The sequence below is a fragment of the Lysobacter sp. Root667 genome (assembly GCF_001427715.1).
GTDB lineage: Bacteria > Pseudomonadota > Gammaproteobacteria > Xanthomonadales > Xanthomonadaceae > Lysobacter.
The window spans coordinates 177,981-194,304 of sequence record NZ_LMHF01000015.1 but is presented as its reverse complement, the minus strand read 5'-3'; the positions used below and the strand labels follow the sequence as shown (position 1 = coordinate 194,304).

Here is a 16,324-nt window from a genome sequence, read left to right as displayed (position 1 = left end):
GCGGCTTACGCCGCTCCTACCCCCGGGTTGCGCTGCTTTTGGGCAGTTAACTGCTTGATTCTTAACCCCGAAAGCCGCCTATTCTTGCTCTGGGGCGCCGGCGCCGCTAAACTTCCCGGTCCCCATCCGCTGTAAAGACGGCCGCACCGGCCGCCAGGAGCCCCATGGCCCGCATCACCGTCGAAGATTGCCTGGAAGTGGTCGATAACCGCTTCGAACTCGTCATGCTGGCCGCCAAGCGCGCCCGTCAGCTGGCCAACGGCGTCGAGCCGCAGCTGGACAACAGCGAAGCCAACGACAAGCCGACCGTGTTGGCGCTGCGCGAAATCGCCGCGCGCCAGATCAACCCCGAATACATCGACGCGGTCGAGAAGTCCGAGCGCGAGCGCAAGGAGCGCGAGGCGCTGGAATGGGCCGCCGCCGAAGTGGTCGCCGACGACGACCTGTCCAAGGGCGACGACTGATCCGGCTGCGGCCTCCGGGCCGCGCCCGCGACACCCAACGGCTCCGCCTCGGCGGGGCCGTTTTCGTATGCGGGGCGCGGACGATGCCGCGTGTCACGGCGCGGGACGGAGCTTTCTGTGGGAGCGGCGTGAGCCGCGATTGAACCCCGATCCGGGATCGCGCGATCGCGGCTCACGCCGCTCCCGCAGACCGTCGGGCGGCCCGGCGGCCGGCACGAACCGTGCCCGCCGCCGTTAACTCGAGCCGCCCGCGCATACGGATTCCGGTAATCGCCACCATATTCATGTTTCCGATGCCGGAAACGTCCGCGGCCGCGTTGCAAGCCGCGCCGCCGCCCGCGTAGATTGCTCTTATGACCCCCGCCGAGCCCGCGCTGCAGTCCTATCCGGTCCCCGCCCACGAAGACGCGGACCTGCCGGACTATGTGCGCGAGTTCGAACGGTCCGCGCACTACCTGCCCGAAGCGCAGCGGCAACTGCTGCGCCGCGCCTGGGCGATCGGCGCCGCCGCGCATGCGGGCCAGACCCGCAAATCCGGCGAGCCCTACATCACCCATCCGGTCGCGGTGGCTAAGGTGCTGGCCGACCAGGGCCTGGACGTCGAGACCCTGATCGCGGCGATCCTGCACGACACCATCGAAGACACCCCGCTGACCCGGGAGGGGCTGGCGACCGAATTCGGCGAAACCGTGGCCGAGCTGGTCGACGGCGTCACCAAGCTGGACAAGCTGCACTTCCGCGACCGCCAGGAAGCGGCCGCCGAGAGCTTCCGCAAGATGCTGCTGGCGATGGCGCGCGACCTGCGCGTGATCCTGATCAAGCTCGCCGACCGCCTGCACAACATGCGCACCCTGGGCGCGCAGAGCGCCGAGGCGCGCGAGCGCATCGCCCTGGAAACCCTGGAGATCTACGCCCCGATCGCGCAGCGCCTGGGCATGAACCTGATCAAGGCCGAGCTGCAGGACCTGGGCTTCCGCGCCCTGCATCCCTGGCGCCATGCGGTGATCGAGAAGCGCATCCGCACCCAGCCGGTGGTGCGGCGCGAGTCGTTGGTGCAGATCGAAGCGCATCTGGCCCAGCGCCTGGCGAAAGAGAAGCTGCAGCACCGCCTGATCAGCCGGGTGAAGTCGCCGTGGAGCATCTACACCAAGATGCACCACGAGCACAAAAGCTTCACCCAGGTCATGGACGTGTTCGGTTTCCGGGTCGTGGTCAAGAGCGTGCCCGATTGCTATCACGCGCTGGGCGTGGTGCATTCGGCGTACAAGCCGCTGGACGCGCGCTTCCGCGATTTCATCGCCATCCCCAAGGCCAACGGCTATCAGTCGCTGCACACGGTGCTGTTCGGGCCCTACGGCTCGCCGGTGGAAGTGCAGATCCGCACCGAGGAGATGGACCTGATCGCCGAGCGCGGCATCGCCGCGCACTGGTCCTACAAGCACGGCGGGGAAGGCCCGAACAGCGCCCAGAGCCGCGCCCACAGCTGGATCGCCAGCCTGGTCGAGTCGCAGCGTTCGACCGGCTCGTCGCTGGAGTTCCTCGAAAACGTCAAGGTCGACCTGTTCCCGGACGAGGTCTACCTGTTCACGCCCAAGGGCGACATCCTCTCGTTGCCGCGCAATTCCACCGCGCTGGACTTCGCCTACGCCGTGCATACCGATGTCGGCAACCGCGCGGTGGCCGCGCGCGTCGACAGCAAGCTGGTGCCACTGCGGACCAAGCTCGCCAGCGGCCAGCGCGTGGAGATCATCACCGCCAAGTCCTCGACGCCGAAGCCGCAATGGCTGGAGTTCGTGGTCTCGGGCAAGGCCCGCACCTCGATCCGCCAGCAGCTCAAGCAGCTCGAACACGAGGACGCGGTCCAGCTCGGCCACCGCATGCTCGATCGCGCCCTGGAAGCGCTGGAGACCTCGCTGGACCGCGTGCCGGCGCTGCGCCTGGAAGCGTATCTGAGCGAAAGCCGCTACCCGCGTCTGGAAGCGCTGCTGGCCGATATCGCGCTGGGCAACCGCATGCCCAACCAGGTCGCGCTGGCGCTCGCCCGCGAGACCCCGGGCAAGCCGCGCGGGCGCGCGATCGACCGCCCGCGCCTGACCGAAGACAAGATCCTGATCACCGGCGCCGAGCGCGGCGTGATCAGCTTCGCCAATTGCTGTCTGCCGCTGCCCGGCGACGAGATCATGGGCTACCACACCGCCGGCAAGGGCATCGTGGTGCACCGGCTGGATTGCCCCAACGTCGCCGAATACCGCAAGTCGCCGGACCGCTGGGTACCGATCGGCTGGGACCGCCAGGTCAGCGGCGATTTCGGCGCGGCGCTTCGGATCGAGGTCGACAACCGCCCCGGCGCGTTGGCGCAGGTCGCCGCGGCGATCGCCGAGGCCGAGTCCAACATCGACCGCGTCGAGTACCTGGAGCGCGATTCCAACATCGCGATCATGCGGTTCTCGATCGAGGTCGCCGACCGCCGCCACCTGGCCGACGTGATGCGGCGCGTGCGCCGGCTCAACGTGGTGTTGGGCGTGCAGCGGATGTAAGTGGCGCCGGCGTCCGCGATGCGGTTCGCCTGTGGCTCGCCGCATCCTACCCAGGCCGATCTGCGCGATTCGCAGGATGCGGCGATAGCCGCATCGGCTCCATGACGACGCATTCGCGCCCCCGGGCCTTCCCGCAATCCGAGCCCCGCAAACGCAGACGCCGCCCGAAGGCGGCGTCTGCAACATCGCGAGGTAAGCCGAGGCTTACTTGGCGTTGCGGTCCTGGTTGTCCAGGGCCGACTTCTCGCCCGCGAACGGGTTGAGTTTGCGCCAGTTGCTCGGATAGTCCGGCCAGTCGCCCTGCAGATAAGGGTGATTGGGGTCGTTCTGCTGCAGCACGCGCTTGGCGTCGGCGGCCAGGGTCTCGTTGCCCAGGCCGGTGTAGGCCGCCGCCAGGGTCGCGACCGCGTCGTTCTGGTACTTGCTCTGCGGGTAGGTCTCGAGCAGGAACTTGGCGCGCTCGGCCGCGGCCACATAGGCGGTGCGGCGCAGGTAGTACAGGGCGACGTCGAGCTCGTGGCGCGAGAACGTGTCGCGCAGCGCCATCATGCGCAGGCGCGCGTCGGCGGCGTAGCGGCTGTTGGGGTAGCGGTCGGCGACGATGGCGAAGTCGTTGTAGGCCTGCATCGGCGTGGCCAGGTCGCGGCGGCTGGCGTCCAGGCGCCACACGCGCTGCAGGAACACCGTGTCGCGGCTGGAGTTCACCAGGCCACGCAGGTAGTACATGTAGGAGGCGTAGCGGTGGGTCGGGTAGGTACGGATGAAGCGGTCGATGCTGCTGATCGCGTCGTCGTGCTTGCCGGACTTGAACTGGGCGTAGGCGGTCTCGACCAGGGCCTGCTCGGTGTACGGGCCGTAGGGGTACTGCGCGACCAGGCGCTTGAACGTGGCCTCCGCAGCGGCCCAGTTGCCGTTGGTCATCGAGGTATGGGCCTTGGTGTACAGCGCTTCGACCGGCTGGCCCTCGTCCGCATCCTTGTCCTTGAACATCTTGCCCAGGCGGCCGCAGCCAGACCCAGCGAGGACCACGATCAGCAACAGGGACAGCAGTCGGACGAGGCGGAGTGAAGGGGCGAAACGAAGGGTCATGGCAAGGTTCGCGGGCGCCGGAGGCACGAAGAGCCGATAATAGCAGTCCCTGCGCCTTGCCCCTGAATCCTGCCCATCCGATGAACAAGTCCGTAAACCCCCTCCAGGCCACCGTGCCCGACAGCGCCGCCGGGCGCCGATTCGACGCGGTCCTGGCCGAGTTGTTCCCGGACTATTCGCGCTCCCGGCTGGCCGCCTGGATCAAGTCCGGCGATGCCCGCCTCGACGGCCGCGAAGTCCGCCCGCGCGATCCCGTGCGCGGCGGCGAAACCGTCACCCTGACCGCCGTGCTCGATATCCAGACGCATTCCGAGCCCGAGGACATCGCGCTGGACGTGCTGTACGAAGACGAGCACGTGATCGTGATCGACAAGCCGGCCGGCCTGGTCGTGCACCCGGGCGCCGGCAACCCCGCCGGCACCCTGGTCAATGCGCTGCTGCACCGCGACCCCTCGCTGGCCGCACTGCCGCGCGCCGGCATCGTCCACCGCCTCGACAAGGACACCTCCGGGGTAATGGTGGTGGCGCGGACCCTGCCGGCGCACACCGCCCTGGTCGAGCAGCTGTCCTCGCGCGAAGTGCATCGCCAGTACCTGGCGGTGGTGGTGGGGGCGCTGGTCTCCGGCGGCACCGCCAATGCGCCGATCGACCGGCACCCGCGCGACCGCATCCGCATGGCGGTGCGCGAGGACGGCCGCGACGCGGTCACCCATTACCGCCTGCGCGAACGCTTCCGCGCCCACACCCTGCTGGAATGCCGGCTCGAAACCGGGCGCACCCACCAGATCCGCGTGCACATGCAGCACCTCAAGCACCCGATCGTCGGCGATCCGCTGTACGGCGGCCCGCTCAAGCTGCCGCGCGGCGCGACCGAGGCGTTGGTCGAGGCCCTGCGCGGCTTCCGTCGCCAGGCCCTGCACGCCGAGACGCTGGAGTTCGCCCACCCGGTCAGCGGCGAGCCGGTGCGCTGCAGCGCGCCGGTGCCGGCCGACATGCGCGCGCTGATCAAGACCCTGCACGACGACACCGTCGCCGCGGCCGAAAAGGCGCGCTGAGCCATGCGCGACGGCGACGCCTGGCTGCCTGCCGACTGGCCCGCGCCGGCGAACGTGCGCGGCTTCACCACGCTGCGCACGGGGCCGGGCGTATCGGCGCCGCCGTTCGACCGTTTCAATCTGGGCTTGCGCGCCGGCGACGAGGCCGAGGCGGTGCTGCGCAATCGCGAGGCCCTGATCGAACACGCGGCCTTGCCGTCGCCGCCGCGCTGGCTGCGGCAGGTGCATGGGGTGGCTGTCGTGCGTTTCGACGGCGCCGCTCAGCTGCATGCGGATCTCGCAAACGCGGCAGCGAGCGAGGTCGCACGAACCGCCACGCAAACGCTCTCTCTCCCGCTCGCGGGAGAGGGCTGGGGCGAGGGCGCCCCGGAGCCCGAAGCCGACGCTGCGGTGACCTCCACCCCCGGCACCGTGCTCGCCATCCTCACCGCCGACTGCCTGCCGGTGCTGTTTACGGCCGACGACGGCAGCGAAGTCGGCGCCGCCCATGCCGGTTGGCGCGGCCTTGCCGCGGGCGTGCTCGAAGCGACGGTGGCGGCCATGCGCACGCCGCCGCAGCGCCTGATCGCCTGGCTGGCGCCGGCCGCCGGCCCGCAGCATTACGAAGTCGGCGCCGAGGTCTACGACGCTTTCGTTACCCAGGACCGCGCCGCCGCCCACGCCTTCGTCGCGACTCGCCCGCAGCATTGGCGCGTCGATCTGTACGCGCTCGCCCGCCGCCGCCTGGCCGCGGCGGGCCTCGTGCCCGCGAACCTGCGCGGCGGCGGCTTTTGCACGATCTCCGATCCGCAGCGTTTCTATTCCCACCGTCGCGACCAGCGCGGCGGCCGCATGGCCACCCTCATCTGGAGCGAGTAATGCGCAAACCGTTTCGCCGTATCGCCGTCCTGCTGCTGTCGCTGGCGCTGGCCCCGCAGGCGTTCGCCGCGGAGGACTGCCAGTCGCGCATGTATTCGCTGCTCACCGCCGCCTATCCCGGCGCCCAGGGCGAAACCGGCGACAACGGCGAGATGCTGCGCCTGCCCGGCGCCGAGCCGCGCTGGATCAACCTGGGCGAGGTCGCCTGCAAGGTCTGGCCGGCATCGCCGGACAAGACCTTGATCGCGGTGATGCTGCAGCACCAGAACACCTTCGACGACGAAGGCAGCGCCGATCTGGAAGTGCTGGTCGCCGACTCGATGCACGAGCGCATCGCCCAGCGATATCGCGAGAACGATGCCCTGCAGTCCGATGCGATCCGGATCACCGGGCTCGCCCTGGACACGGCGCGCTACCGTCTCAACGAGAGCACCACGGCCTTCGGTGTGCGGGTGAACTCCGCCAATGGCTCGCGCGCCAATCCCTACAGCAGTACCCGGCTGAGCCTGTACGTGCTCGACGGCGTTACGATCCGGCCGGTGTTGCGCGATATCGAGATGGATGCCGACAACGGCGAGTGGGACACCCGCTGCGACGGCGAATTCCATAGCAGCCGCAGCACGCTCGCGGTCGACGGCAAACGCGACCACGGTTACGCCGGACTGATCCTGCGCACCGTCGACAAGAGCACGCGCCAGTCGCTCAAGGGCGATGAATGCGCGGAGAGCGTCGCCGAGTCGGAGACGCGCAGCGAGCGCCTGAGCTACGACGGTCGCGAGTACTCGAAGCCGGACTGAGCTGCGTCTGCCCATGAGCGCTTGTCCCGCCGATACCTCGCATCCTGCCGTCGCCGCGACGGCGGCCGCGCCCGGCCTGTATCGGCAGGTGCTGGGCCCGCGCTACGACCTGCTGTCCGCGCGCCTGCGCGCCCTGCACGGTCGCCAGGGGCTGCGCGCCTATCGCGGCGAGGTGGTGGCCGAGCGCGGCCGCTCCTGGCTGTCGCGCCTGTGCGCCTGGGCGGCACGGTTGCCGCCGGCGTATGCGGGCGCGATCGAAGTGGAGATCGCCGGCGACGCCGCATCCGGATGTTTTGGCCTGATCTGGCCGCGTAAACTGCCTATAGGTTGGAGAGCGCTAAGGATCGGGCTTCCCGGCTACACCGTACTCAGTCGGCAGCTTGGCATAGAACAGGTGCAGGGCCCTCGGCTGCCAGCAGGTCGAGCAATTGCCGGGCCTGGGCGTCGGTGACGATGAACTCCACCAGGACCGGTTCTTCACCGGCCAGCTCGAAAAAGTGCGTCCCATGCAACCAATGCACTACTACGACATCTTCGCGCAGCCCGAAAGCTAACTGACGAAGAGACGCGCCAGCGGGTCCTAGCCGGGCTTGGTTAACGACCTTTCCGAAACAAGTTGGTGGATTGGGGACCATCGGCCATTAGTGAATAACGGTGCGTAAGGCTTTAGTTGGCTTCATGGATGCTCCCCAAATGACGCTAGTTTCCGCGTCCCTTCAAATTCGTCTTTTTCGCCGTGATCATCTTTCGTACTTCGGCTAAGAATTCGGCATCGACCTGACTGCCCACCTTTTCGGTCTTGGCTATCACACGGCCCTCTGCATCTATCAGTACAAGCGCACTGGTGTGGTTGAATTCGCCGTCGCTCAATTGGCGGTAACGCACCCCCAGCACACCGGCTGCGCTGCGCACATCGTTGGCTTGCGGGCTGGCCAGTGACCAGCGCGATGGGTCAAGATGGCGCTTATCGGCGACAGCCTTCAGTGCAGCGGGATCGTCTCGTGCCGGATCCATGCTGATCAGCAGGATGCCCAGCCGGTCGCGATCGGCCGGCGGGAGCGCGTGCTCCACCGCTTTGCCGCTGTCGACGATCAGCGGGCAGATGTATTGGCACGACGTGTAGAACATCGCTACGACCTGTGGTTTTCCGCGCTTACTGCGCCAATCCCACGACTTGCCGTGCTGGTCAATCAGGCGCAAAGGCAGCTGATAGACCGAATCTCTGGGCAAAGGCGTTTGAGTCGGGGCTGCGGCCAGCGTCGCCGCCGCGAACAGCAATGCAACCAGCATCGCTAAACGTTTCATTTGCTGTTCCTCGCACAACGAAAACCAAGATTGGCAGTGATGTCGCGGGCTTCGAGCGCGGACAGCATCGCTACGCGCATCAACACGGCGTAGTTATCGCGATCGTCCATCGACAGGGCGCCCGCGCCGCAGAACTTCGTCCGGTCTGCATCGCCTTGGCTGCGGTTGTCCGCCGATACCAGCAAAGACGAGAAATCGTCGGTCCACTCCCAGACCAGACCGTGCAGATCCTGTACGCCATAGACATTGGGCGTCTGCAGCCCGGCTCGTGGGAGGGCTTGGTTGGATGGCCTGGAATACCAGGTCAGGATGCGCTCACGCCACGCCGGATCCTTGCGGGCGTCGCGGCGCGTCTCATTGGCCGCAGCCGCATATTCCCACTCGGACCAGGTGGGAAGCCGGGCACCCAGCGATTGGCAATAGGCATTGGCCGCGAACCAGCTGACCGAGGTGACCGGCTGTTCGGGCAGGGCGTCCGGTCCCAGTTGGGTGGCCGATTGCCAGTGCGACAGGTATCGAGACTCTGCAAAGACGCTCGCAACTTGGTCACGACGCCACTGCGGATGCGTCGTGACGAAGGCCAGGAACTCGGCATTGGTCACAGGCCGCCGCATCAGCGCGAACGGAGCGATACGTGCACCCTGCTTGGCGTCCTCGTATTGCAGCGCCGATTTGAACATCCCACCTGGCAACCCGACGTAGCGCCTGCCCGCATCGCCGGCGGTGAGGTCGGCGAGCGGGAGCACGATCAGCAGCGCGGCGAGTAGGCGGCGCATATCAGTGGCCTTCGGGGACGTTGGCCGGCTTCTGCTGCCGGATCGCCGCCGCCTCGGCCTTGGTCACATGACCACCCGGGTTGCCCCAGCTGTTGAGCACGTAGGTCGCGATGTTGGCGACTTCGTCGTCGGTGAGCTGGCTCATCGGGGGCATTACCGAGTTGTAGTCCTGGCCGTTGACCTTCACCGGTCCCTGTAGGCCATGCAGGATTATGTTCGGTACGCGCTTGGGGCCGGTTTTGATGTAATCCGATCCAGCCAATGGCGGGAACACGCCCGGCAACCCCTTGCCTTCGGGTTGATGGCAGGTCGAGCAGGTCCCGGCGAACAGCGCCTTGCCGGCGTTAATTTGCTCCTGGACCGACAAATCGCCGGTCTTGGCCGCCGTCGCAGCGGCGGTGACCGCCTGCATGTTCGGTTGCGCGCGATCACCCAGGTAGACGTAGTCGACCTCCTTGCCCGAATAGATCGCTTTGTCCTCGCTGCCCTCAGCCTTGAGGATCGCCAGTGCGCCCTTGTTGAAGGCACGGAAGATCGAGTGATCGACCAGCACGTAGCTGCCGGGCACCTCGAGGTGGAAGTCCATGATCGCCGCGCCGCCCGAGGGAATCAGTGTGGTCTGCACGTTCTCCTGGAAGCGGGTACCTCCCTCGAACCAGACCTTGTCGAAGATCTCGCCGATGACATGGAAGCTCGACACCAGGTTGGGGCCGCCGTTGCCCACGTACAGGCGCACGGAATCACCGACATTGGCCTTAAGCGCATTGTCGCCGGTGAGCGCGCCTTCGCTGCCATTGAACAGCACATAGGTAGGATGCTCGTCGATCGCCTTCTCCATATCGAAGGGCTGATGACCTTTCTCGCGGTACTTGCCGGTGGTGTAGAAGTCGCCCTGCATCACGTAGTACTCCTTGTCGACCGGCGGCATGCCTTCCGGCGGCTCGACCAGGATCAGGCCGTACATGCCATTGGCCACGTGCATGCCGACTGGCGCCGTGGCGCAGTGATAGACGAACAGACCGGCGTTGAGCGCCTTGAAGGTGAAGCGCGAGGAGTGACCGGGCGCGGTGAAGCTCGAAGCGGCGCCGCCGCCGGGGCCGGTGACACCGTGCAGGTCGATGTTGTGCGGCATCTTCGATTCGGGCAGGTTGCGCAGGTGGAACTCCACCGTGTCGCCCTGGCGTACGCGGATGAAGCTGCCTGGCACCGTGCCGCCGAAGGTCCAGAAGGTGTAGGTCACACCCTCGGAAATCGGCAGGTCTTTCTCGATCACGTCGAGTTTGACGATTACCTTCGCCGGCGCCGTGCGCCCTGTCGCGGGCGGCACGTGCGGCGGCGAGGTCAGCACCGCATCAACGGGTTGGCCCTGCGGTGGGCCGAAGTCGCCATTCTTCGAGCCGCCGGAATCGACGCTCGTGCTCGCGCTGGTTGCCTCATCGGTCTCACTCTTGCAGCCGGCGACGGCGAGCGACACGAACGCCGCGGCGAGGAACAACAGGTGGGTAAGCCGTGGCACTGCTGCTTTCATTGCCGTCTCCTTGGGCGTTCAGAACGGAATGGACATCATCGGGGGCGCGACAGCAGAGCTGCGATCGAATGTGGTGGAAGTGCCGGCGCGGACGATAAGCATGGCCGCGGCGATGACCACGATGCCGGAGGCCAGCAACAGTACGTGACGATGGACGACTGGTTTCACTAGAGTGCTCCTACGCTTTGGCATGGAAGACGTGATGGAAACAGTCTGATCCTTCGTCGCCGCGTCGGACATGATCTCGGTCAACCGTAATGCAACATTCGTGCCCGGCGGCCATCTTCTCCCAGGCGTAGCGCCGGGAGCATGCTGCATAGCAGCGAGCTAGCGCTGGGTCCGTGCAAGGCCCTGTGCTGATCCCACGCCATAAAAGAGACGGGCCCAAATGGGCCCGTCTCGCGGAGACCGATTCGCCTTCGCGTTAGCCGGCCGGCTGGCTCGACGCCGTCCGCGTCGGCCGCAGTTCATCCGCAAACCCGTGGTTGACGTCCCGGTGGCCGGCTTCGTCGGCGCGCACGGCCAGCACCACATCGCGCAGGCATGCACCGAAAGGGAGTTGCCAGTAATCGCACGCGATCTTCGGCGCAGGCACGTTCTCGACACGACCGGCATCGATCTCCTGCAGGTATTGGCTGTAGCTGACCACCGCCTGCTCCTCGAAATATCCGACCAGGCGGTGCGCGGTGCGTGCCGACAGCAGGTACAGAAGCAGGAAGAAGGTGAAGAAGGCCGCCTGAGCGACCAGCACCAATGCGCGCTCCAGTGGGTTTGGGCGTGCGATCTCGATGAAGGTCATCAAGTGCATGCGTTCGTTCTCGGCCTCCTCCATCAGCGCATGGATCCAACCGAGGTCGTGCTTCATCCAGCGCAGGCAGCGCAGGTGGATCAGCGCCGCACCGACCAGGCCCGGCACCGCGGCCACGGTTTCCAGCACGATCGCGCGGTTGCCGTAGCGCTTGGCGAAGAACGTGTCGGCCAGGAAACGCAGGCTACGGGTGATGCCGTAGGCCAGGCGGTCGGACCAGTCGGTGGTGGCGCGATGGCTGTCCAGTTCGACGCGGGCCGGGGTATGGACGATGGGGGTGATCAGCGTATTCACGGCAGTAATCTCATAACTTCGGGAGGGGTGGCGGGGGTGCCGCCGACAGGTGCCAAGGTACGCCTGGAGGCCGGGGCCGTGCTTTGACCTAGATCAGCCGCACCTCGGATTCGGCTGCCTCCTCGACATCCAGCTCGGGGCACACCGCCGGCTTGATCCAGGTCAGCGCGCCGCGTCCCGGATCGCGGTTTCCTAGCAGCGACCAAGATCGCTAGGGATAGCCATGGAACCCGGATACATTGCGTTGGAATTCGAAGAAGGCTTGCGGACCGGCAGTGCCTGGGCGAGGCGCTGGATGCAGCGGGTGCTTCCTGCTACGTCCCGTGCATAGATCATCATTTCGTTGAACTCCCGCCGCCGGCAGGCGACTGAGGGGCCCGCCGGGTCCTTACCCTCAAGGCCAACCGCAATCTGCGAAGTCCTCACCCCAGCAGCGACAGCAAGGCCCCCAGTGGGTGGTGTGCCCGGGCGATGCCGTAGATCATCCCGAAGGTGAGCAGCGCCAGCGCGTAGCACACGATCCGTGCGCGCCGGGTGCGATTGCTGCGCATTGCCAACACGCCGAGCACCACGTACACCACTATCAGCGCGACTTTCATCAGCAACCAACCATTGCCGAACACCGTCCACGGCAGGATCGTCAGTAGCATCAACGCCGCGGTCAACAGCGCGGTATCGACCGCATAGCTCAGCCACTTCACCGGCAGCATCATCGGCCAGCGTGCACCGGTCAGCACGAACGCGCCGCGTAGGGCGAAGATCGAGCCGCTGAGCAGCGCGAGGAAGATATGGAATTGCTTGATATGTGGATAGAACTCGATCATACGCCCGCCCTCACCCCGGCTTCCCATCCACGCGGGGCGACAGATAGATCCGGCCTATCCGGACGACCCATGGCGCGAACGCCACCAGCCAGCCCACCGCCGCCGCGGCCTGCCACGCCATCCCGTCGGGTAGCACCTCGGCGAAGATGCGCATCGTGGCCACGAATTGGATCGCTGCGAACGCGAACCACGCCGCCTTGGGCATCATGAGCTTTCGACCCGAATGCCCTTGCGTCACTCGCGTCACCATCGCCACCAGCACGCTGCCGAAGAAGCCGACGAACAGTGCATGCGCCGGCGCACGACCCAGCAGAAAGGCCCCGGTAAGCTCGTAGGCGATGCTTTGGAATGCATACAGCGCGATTGCCAGCGGCAGCCAGGCTAGCCCGATGAACAGGACGAGCAGCAGCCCCGGCGCATCGCCCCGCGGCCACCATTTCCACAGCGCCAATAGTAGTAGTGCCAGCAGCGGCACGTCGGCCAGCCACAGCCAGGCGTACGCATGGGTTAGCTCCAACGCCAGGTGCGTGAACGACAGCGCCAGCGCCGCGCCGAGCAGCGGCAGCGGCCGCCAAGCGACATAACCGGCGACGACGTTGCCGGCGAAAAACGGAAACATCCGGTGCGCGACGCTGAAGTACACCGGTAGCAGCAGACCGAACGTACCGATCTTGATGCTGGCAAAGGCCAAGCGTGCATTGCCGTCATGCAGAAACATGCCCCAGGCAGCGAGTCCGGCCAGTCCCAGCGCCAGCCCGGCAAAGCAGGCGCGTGCATGCCAGGTGGTGCCGCGCTCGCGCACCAGCATCGGGCCGAGAGTGGCGACACCGACCAGCCATCCCGCCAACGTCATCCAGAAGCCGATCGTAATCGCCGGTGGATAACCGAACGCACCGATGATCGTCGCCAACTGGCCGCAGAACAGGCCAGCGCCGACTGGGAGGTAATGCCGGCGCGACAGGTCAGGCAAGCCCATCCAGCGCGGGAACACGGTCAGCAGAAAGCCGAAGATGAAGCTCGGCAGCATTTGGTACTGCATCACAAACGCATGCAGCCAGCCCGCCCACGGCTGTGGTTGGCGCAGCCCGAACACATGCCAGCGCGCATCGGCGAGCCACATCGCCCACCACACCATCGCCAGCAGCAGGTTGGTCGCGCCGATAAAAAACATCAGGCGATGCGGGGCCTGCGCGAGCAGACGCGGCGAGGCGACTTTCGTCATCGCATCAACCGCCGCAGCCGCCGCAGCATTGCGAAGGCAGGGGGCGTAACTGGTGCGACTCGGCGCTCACGTCCGCCGCGCGAAGACAGTCGAGCAGTTCCGGCTCCGTGACTGCGGCGGAGATCCTGAGGGTCTGCCCGGTGGCATCGAGGTCGACCAAGGCGGCTGGGTCGAGGGTGACGATCGCGTGCTCGATCGCCGCAAGGTCCGGCGCATGGCCGGCAGTGCAAAGTTCAAATTGCATGGTGTGCATCCCGAGGGGTGGGTGTGGCAGTGAAGACGCCCGACGCGCTGCGCCGGACGCCTGGGTTGCAGATCAGCGGTCGACGCCCTCGGCCTCGCCTGATAGGGCCGGATCCCGCTTCGGTGCCACCCACAGCCGGAAGATGAACCAGGTCAGCGCCACTGCACCAATACTGAAGATGGTGTCACCGGGGACCCGCATCCACACCAACATGTCCACGATCGGCTTCTGCATGAACTCGGCCGATCGTGCGTAGTAGTAGCCGTGTTCGATCGCCGCCAGCAATTGCATCGTGCCCAGTGGCAGCAGCGTCAGCACCGCCATCAACGCCAAGCCGATGTTGAGGCACCAGAACGCCACTTTCAGCGGTCGCGTGTCCCACACCATCTGGCCACGCAACCCACGCATGCAGAACAGCACCAGCGCGATGCCGAGCATGCCGTACACACCGAACAGCGCGGTGTGGCCGTGCAACGGGGTCAGGTTCAGGCCCTGCATGAAGTACAGCGACAGCGGTGGGTTGATCAGGAAGCCGAACAGCCCCGCGCCGACCAGGTTCCAGAACGACACCGCGACGAAGAACAGGATCGGCCAGCGGTAGCGCGCCATCCAGGGCGTGGCCTTGCCCAGCTTGTAGGTGTGATAGGCCTCAAAGCCGATATAAGCCAACGGCACCACTTCCAGCGCGCTGAAGCTAGCGCCCAGCGCCACCACGGCGGTCGGCGTGCCGACGAAGTACAGGTGGTGCAGCGTACCAAGCACGCCGCCGGACATGAAGATGATCGTGGCGAACAGCACCGCCACCGAGGCGGTCTTGGTTTCGACCAGTCCCAGGCGGGTGAAGATTAGCGCCATCACCGCGGTGGCAAACACTTCGAAGAACCCTTCCACCCAAAGGTGCACCAGCCACCAGCGCCAGTACTCGACTTCGGAGATGTGCGTGTGCTCACCCCACATCAGCGCTGCAGCGAAGAACAGGCCGATGCAGATCGTGGACAGGAACAGCAGCCCAACGATCGACTTGGTGTCGGTCGCCGGTCCGCGTAGTACTGGCCACAGGGCGCGACCGACCAGCGTCAGCCACAGCAGCAGGCCGATGAACAAGAACCACTGCCAGAAGCGACCCATGTCCGCATATTCCCACCCCTGATGGCCCCACCAGAAATTGTGCTCCAGGCCCAGTTTCTGCATGACCGCCAGCCACTGACCGGCGAACGAACCCACCACGATGATCAGCAAGCAAGTGAAGAGGAAGTTGACGCCCAAGCGCTGGAACTTCGGTTCATGTCCGGATATCGCCGGTGCGATGTACAAACCCGTGCCTAGCCACGCCACCGCAATCCACAACACCGCTAGTTGTGTGTGCCAGGTGCGCGTAATCGAATACGGCAACACGTCGGAAAGGTTGAAGCCATAGGTGACCTGACCCTCGACCTGGTAGTGCGCGGTCATCGCGCCCAACAGGATCTGCACCAGGAACAATGCCAGCACCACCCAGAAGTATTTGGCGGTGGCGCGCATCGAGGGTGTAATCCGCAGCGTAGCCAGCGGATCGGTCGCCGGCAGCGGCGGTGCGGCCTCGTGCTGGCGCGCATGATGCCAGCCGAGCAGTGCGATGCCGGCAATCAGGAACATCACGCTGAAAGCCGACCACACCCACATCGACGGTGGCGGTGTATTTTCGATCAGTGGCTCGCTCGGCCAGTTGTTGGTGTAGGTCACTTGCTTGTCGACGACCCCACCCGGAGCGAGCACCATCGCATCGCCCGCCTCACGCGGACGCTCAGTGCCCGCGGCCCAGGCGGTCCACCAGAAGAATCCGGTGAGCGCGCGTCGATGGGCGGCATCGGGCACAGTGTTGTTCTTCATCGCATACGCTTCGCGCAGGTCCGCGGTGGCCGGATCGTTGCCGAATAGGCTCTCGTAGTGGGCCGCGACATTCGATAGGGCCGCCACTCGATCGCGGGACAAGGTGATGGTGCCGGTTGCGGGATCGTAGGTATTGCGACGCATCTCCTGTTTCAATCGTCCGCGCAGCGCCGCCTGCTCCTCTTCGGGCAATTGCGCATAAGTGGCCATGCCGCCATCCGCACGCGCCCACAGGTCCAGGATCCCGACCGCCTCGCGATGCAGCCAGTCCGCGCTCCAATCGGGCGCGACATAGCCGCCATGGCCCCAGATCGAGCCCAACTGCATGCCGCCAATCGACTGCCAGACTTGTCGACCGCGCTCGATGTCGGCGCGGGTGTAGATGACGTCCCCACTTTCGCTTAGTACCTTTTCTGGCAATGGCGGGGCGGCACGGAAAATTTCGCCTCCCGCCCACAGCAGTACTCCGAATGAAACGACGAGCAGGGCCCCCAGCCCCAACCAAAGCTTTCGCGTACTGCTCATGGCGATTCTCCTTGTTTCCGACATGATCGATTGCCGCCGTTGGACACGCCTTGACCTAAATCAAGCGCGACGGGAAGCAACTGCGTCAGTTGAATCGGGCATCTATCCAAGTAGCCGTTAAGCGATACC

General features: G+C 66.0%; 16 protein-coding genes. 6 read left to right on the top strand and 10 right to left on the bottom strand.

Annotation, left to right across the window (positions count from 1 at the left end):
• Positions 1–164 precede the first annotated feature (164 nt).
• Both rpoZ and ASD78_RS18535 read left to right on the top strand, forming a co-directional pair.
• Positions 165–464: a DNA-directed RNA polymerase subunit omega gene (rpoZ, locus tag ASD78_RS18540; protein ID WP_055900332.1), complete on the top strand. Its 300-nt coding sequence runs from the start codon at positions 165–167 to the stop codon at positions 462–464.
• A 353-nt stretch (positions 465–817) separates the two neighbouring features.
• A complete protein-coding gene (locus ASD78_RS18535) occupies positions 818–3,001 on the top strand; it encodes a bifunctional (p)ppGpp synthetase/guanosine-3',5'-bis(diphosphate) 3'-pyrophosphohydrolase (RefSeq protein ID WP_055900337.1) in 2,184 nt (727 codons plus the stop codon).
• Between the two features lie 204 nt (positions 3,002–3,205).
• Here ASD78_RS18535 and ASD78_RS18530 read toward each other — a convergent pair whose 3' ends face one another.
• Positions 3,206–4,090 (bottom strand): outer membrane protein assembly factor BamD, encoded by an 885-nt coding sequence (locus ASD78_RS18530; RefSeq protein ID WP_056104202.1) that lies wholly within the window; start codon positions 4,088–4,090, stop codon positions 3,206–3,208.
• A gap of 80 nt (positions 4,091–4,170) precedes the next feature.
• Between ASD78_RS18530 and rluD the strand changes: the two genes are divergently transcribed.
• From rluD to ASD78_RS20950, 4 genes are read left to right on the top strand one after another with little or no spacing between them, the layout of a single operon-like run.
• Entirely contained in the window at positions 4,171–5,145 is a 975-nt protein-coding gene (gene rluD / locus ASD78_RS18525) for a 23S rRNA pseudouridine(1911/1915/1917) synthase RluD (protein WP_056104196.1), read from the top strand.
• A gap of 3 nt (positions 5,146–5,148) precedes the next feature.
• Complete coding sequence (pgeF, locus tag ASD78_RS18520; RefSeq protein WP_056104192.1) at positions 5,149–6,003, top strand: peptidoglycan editing factor PgeF; 855 nt, start codon at positions 5,149–5,151, stop codon at positions 6,001–6,003.
• Positions 6,003–6,800: a hypothetical protein gene (locus tag ASD78_RS18515; protein WP_056104189.1), complete on the top strand. Its 798-nt coding sequence runs from the start codon at positions 6,003–6,005 to the stop codon at positions 6,798–6,800. The genes pgeF and ASD78_RS18515 overlap by 1 nt, the downstream gene beginning before the upstream one ends.
• A 13-nt stretch (positions 6,801–6,813) precedes the next feature.
• Positions 6,814–7,251 carry a hypothetical protein gene (locus ASD78_RS20950; protein WP_156087872.1) on the top strand — a complete coding sequence of 146 codons (438 nt, stop codon included), beginning with the start codon at positions 6,814–6,816 and terminating at the stop codon, positions 7,249–7,251.
• A gap of 248 nt (positions 7,252–7,499) precedes the next feature.
• Here the strand turns inward: ASD78_RS20950 and ASD78_RS18510 are convergent, their stop codons facing one another.
• From ASD78_RS18510 to ASD78_RS18470, 9 genes are all read right to left on the bottom strand, one after another.
• Complete coding sequence (locus ASD78_RS18510) at positions 7,500–8,105, bottom strand: SCO family protein (RefSeq protein WP_056104185.1); 606 nt, start codon at positions 8,103–8,105, stop codon at positions 7,500–7,502.
• On the bottom strand, positions 8,102–8,881 hold the full coding sequence (locus tag ASD78_RS18505) for a formylglycine-generating enzyme family protein (protein ID WP_056104182.1): 780 nt from the start codon (positions 8,879–8,881) through the stop codon (positions 8,102–8,104). Before ASD78_RS18505 ends, ASD78_RS18510 begins: the two co-directional genes overlap by 4 nt.
• 1 nt (position 8,882) lies before the next feature.
• A complete protein-coding gene (gene nirK, locus ASD78_RS18500) occupies positions 8,883–10,409 on the bottom strand; it encodes a copper-containing nitrite reductase (protein WP_082575712.1) in 1,527 nt (508 codons plus the stop codon).
• An 18-nt stretch (positions 10,410–10,427) separates the two neighbouring features.
• A complete protein-coding gene (locus ASD78_RS21130) occupies positions 10,428–10,661 on the bottom strand; it encodes a hypothetical protein (RefSeq protein WP_056104177.1) in 234 nt (77 codons plus the stop codon).
• Between the two features lie 172 nt (positions 10,662–10,833).
• Positions 10,834–11,511, bottom strand: coding sequence for an alternative oxidase (locus tag ASD78_RS18490; RefSeq protein WP_235566542.1), 678 nt, complete (start codon positions 11,509–11,511; stop codon positions 10,834–10,836).
• 422 nt (positions 11,512–11,933) lie between these two features.
• Entirely contained in the window at positions 11,934–12,335 is a 402-nt protein-coding gene (locus ASD78_RS18485; RefSeq protein WP_056104174.1) for a SirB2 family protein, read from the bottom strand.
• 10 nt (positions 12,336–12,345) lie between these two features.
• Positions 12,346–13,557: an NnrS family protein gene (locus ASD78_RS18480; protein WP_056104172.1), complete on the bottom strand. Its 1,212-nt coding sequence runs from the start codon at positions 13,555–13,557 to the stop codon at positions 12,346–12,348.
• 4 nt (positions 13,558–13,561) lie between these two features.
• On the bottom strand, positions 13,562–13,801 hold the full coding sequence (locus ASD78_RS18475) for a hypothetical protein (protein ID WP_156087870.1): 240 nt from the start codon (positions 13,799–13,801) through the stop codon (positions 13,562–13,564).
• A 72-nt stretch (positions 13,802–13,873) separates the two neighbouring features.
• Entirely contained in the window at positions 13,874–16,195 is a 2,322-nt protein-coding gene (locus ASD78_RS18470) for a nitric-oxide reductase large subunit (protein ID WP_056104164.1), read from the bottom strand.
• Between the last annotated feature and the right edge of the window lie 129 nt (positions 16,196–16,324).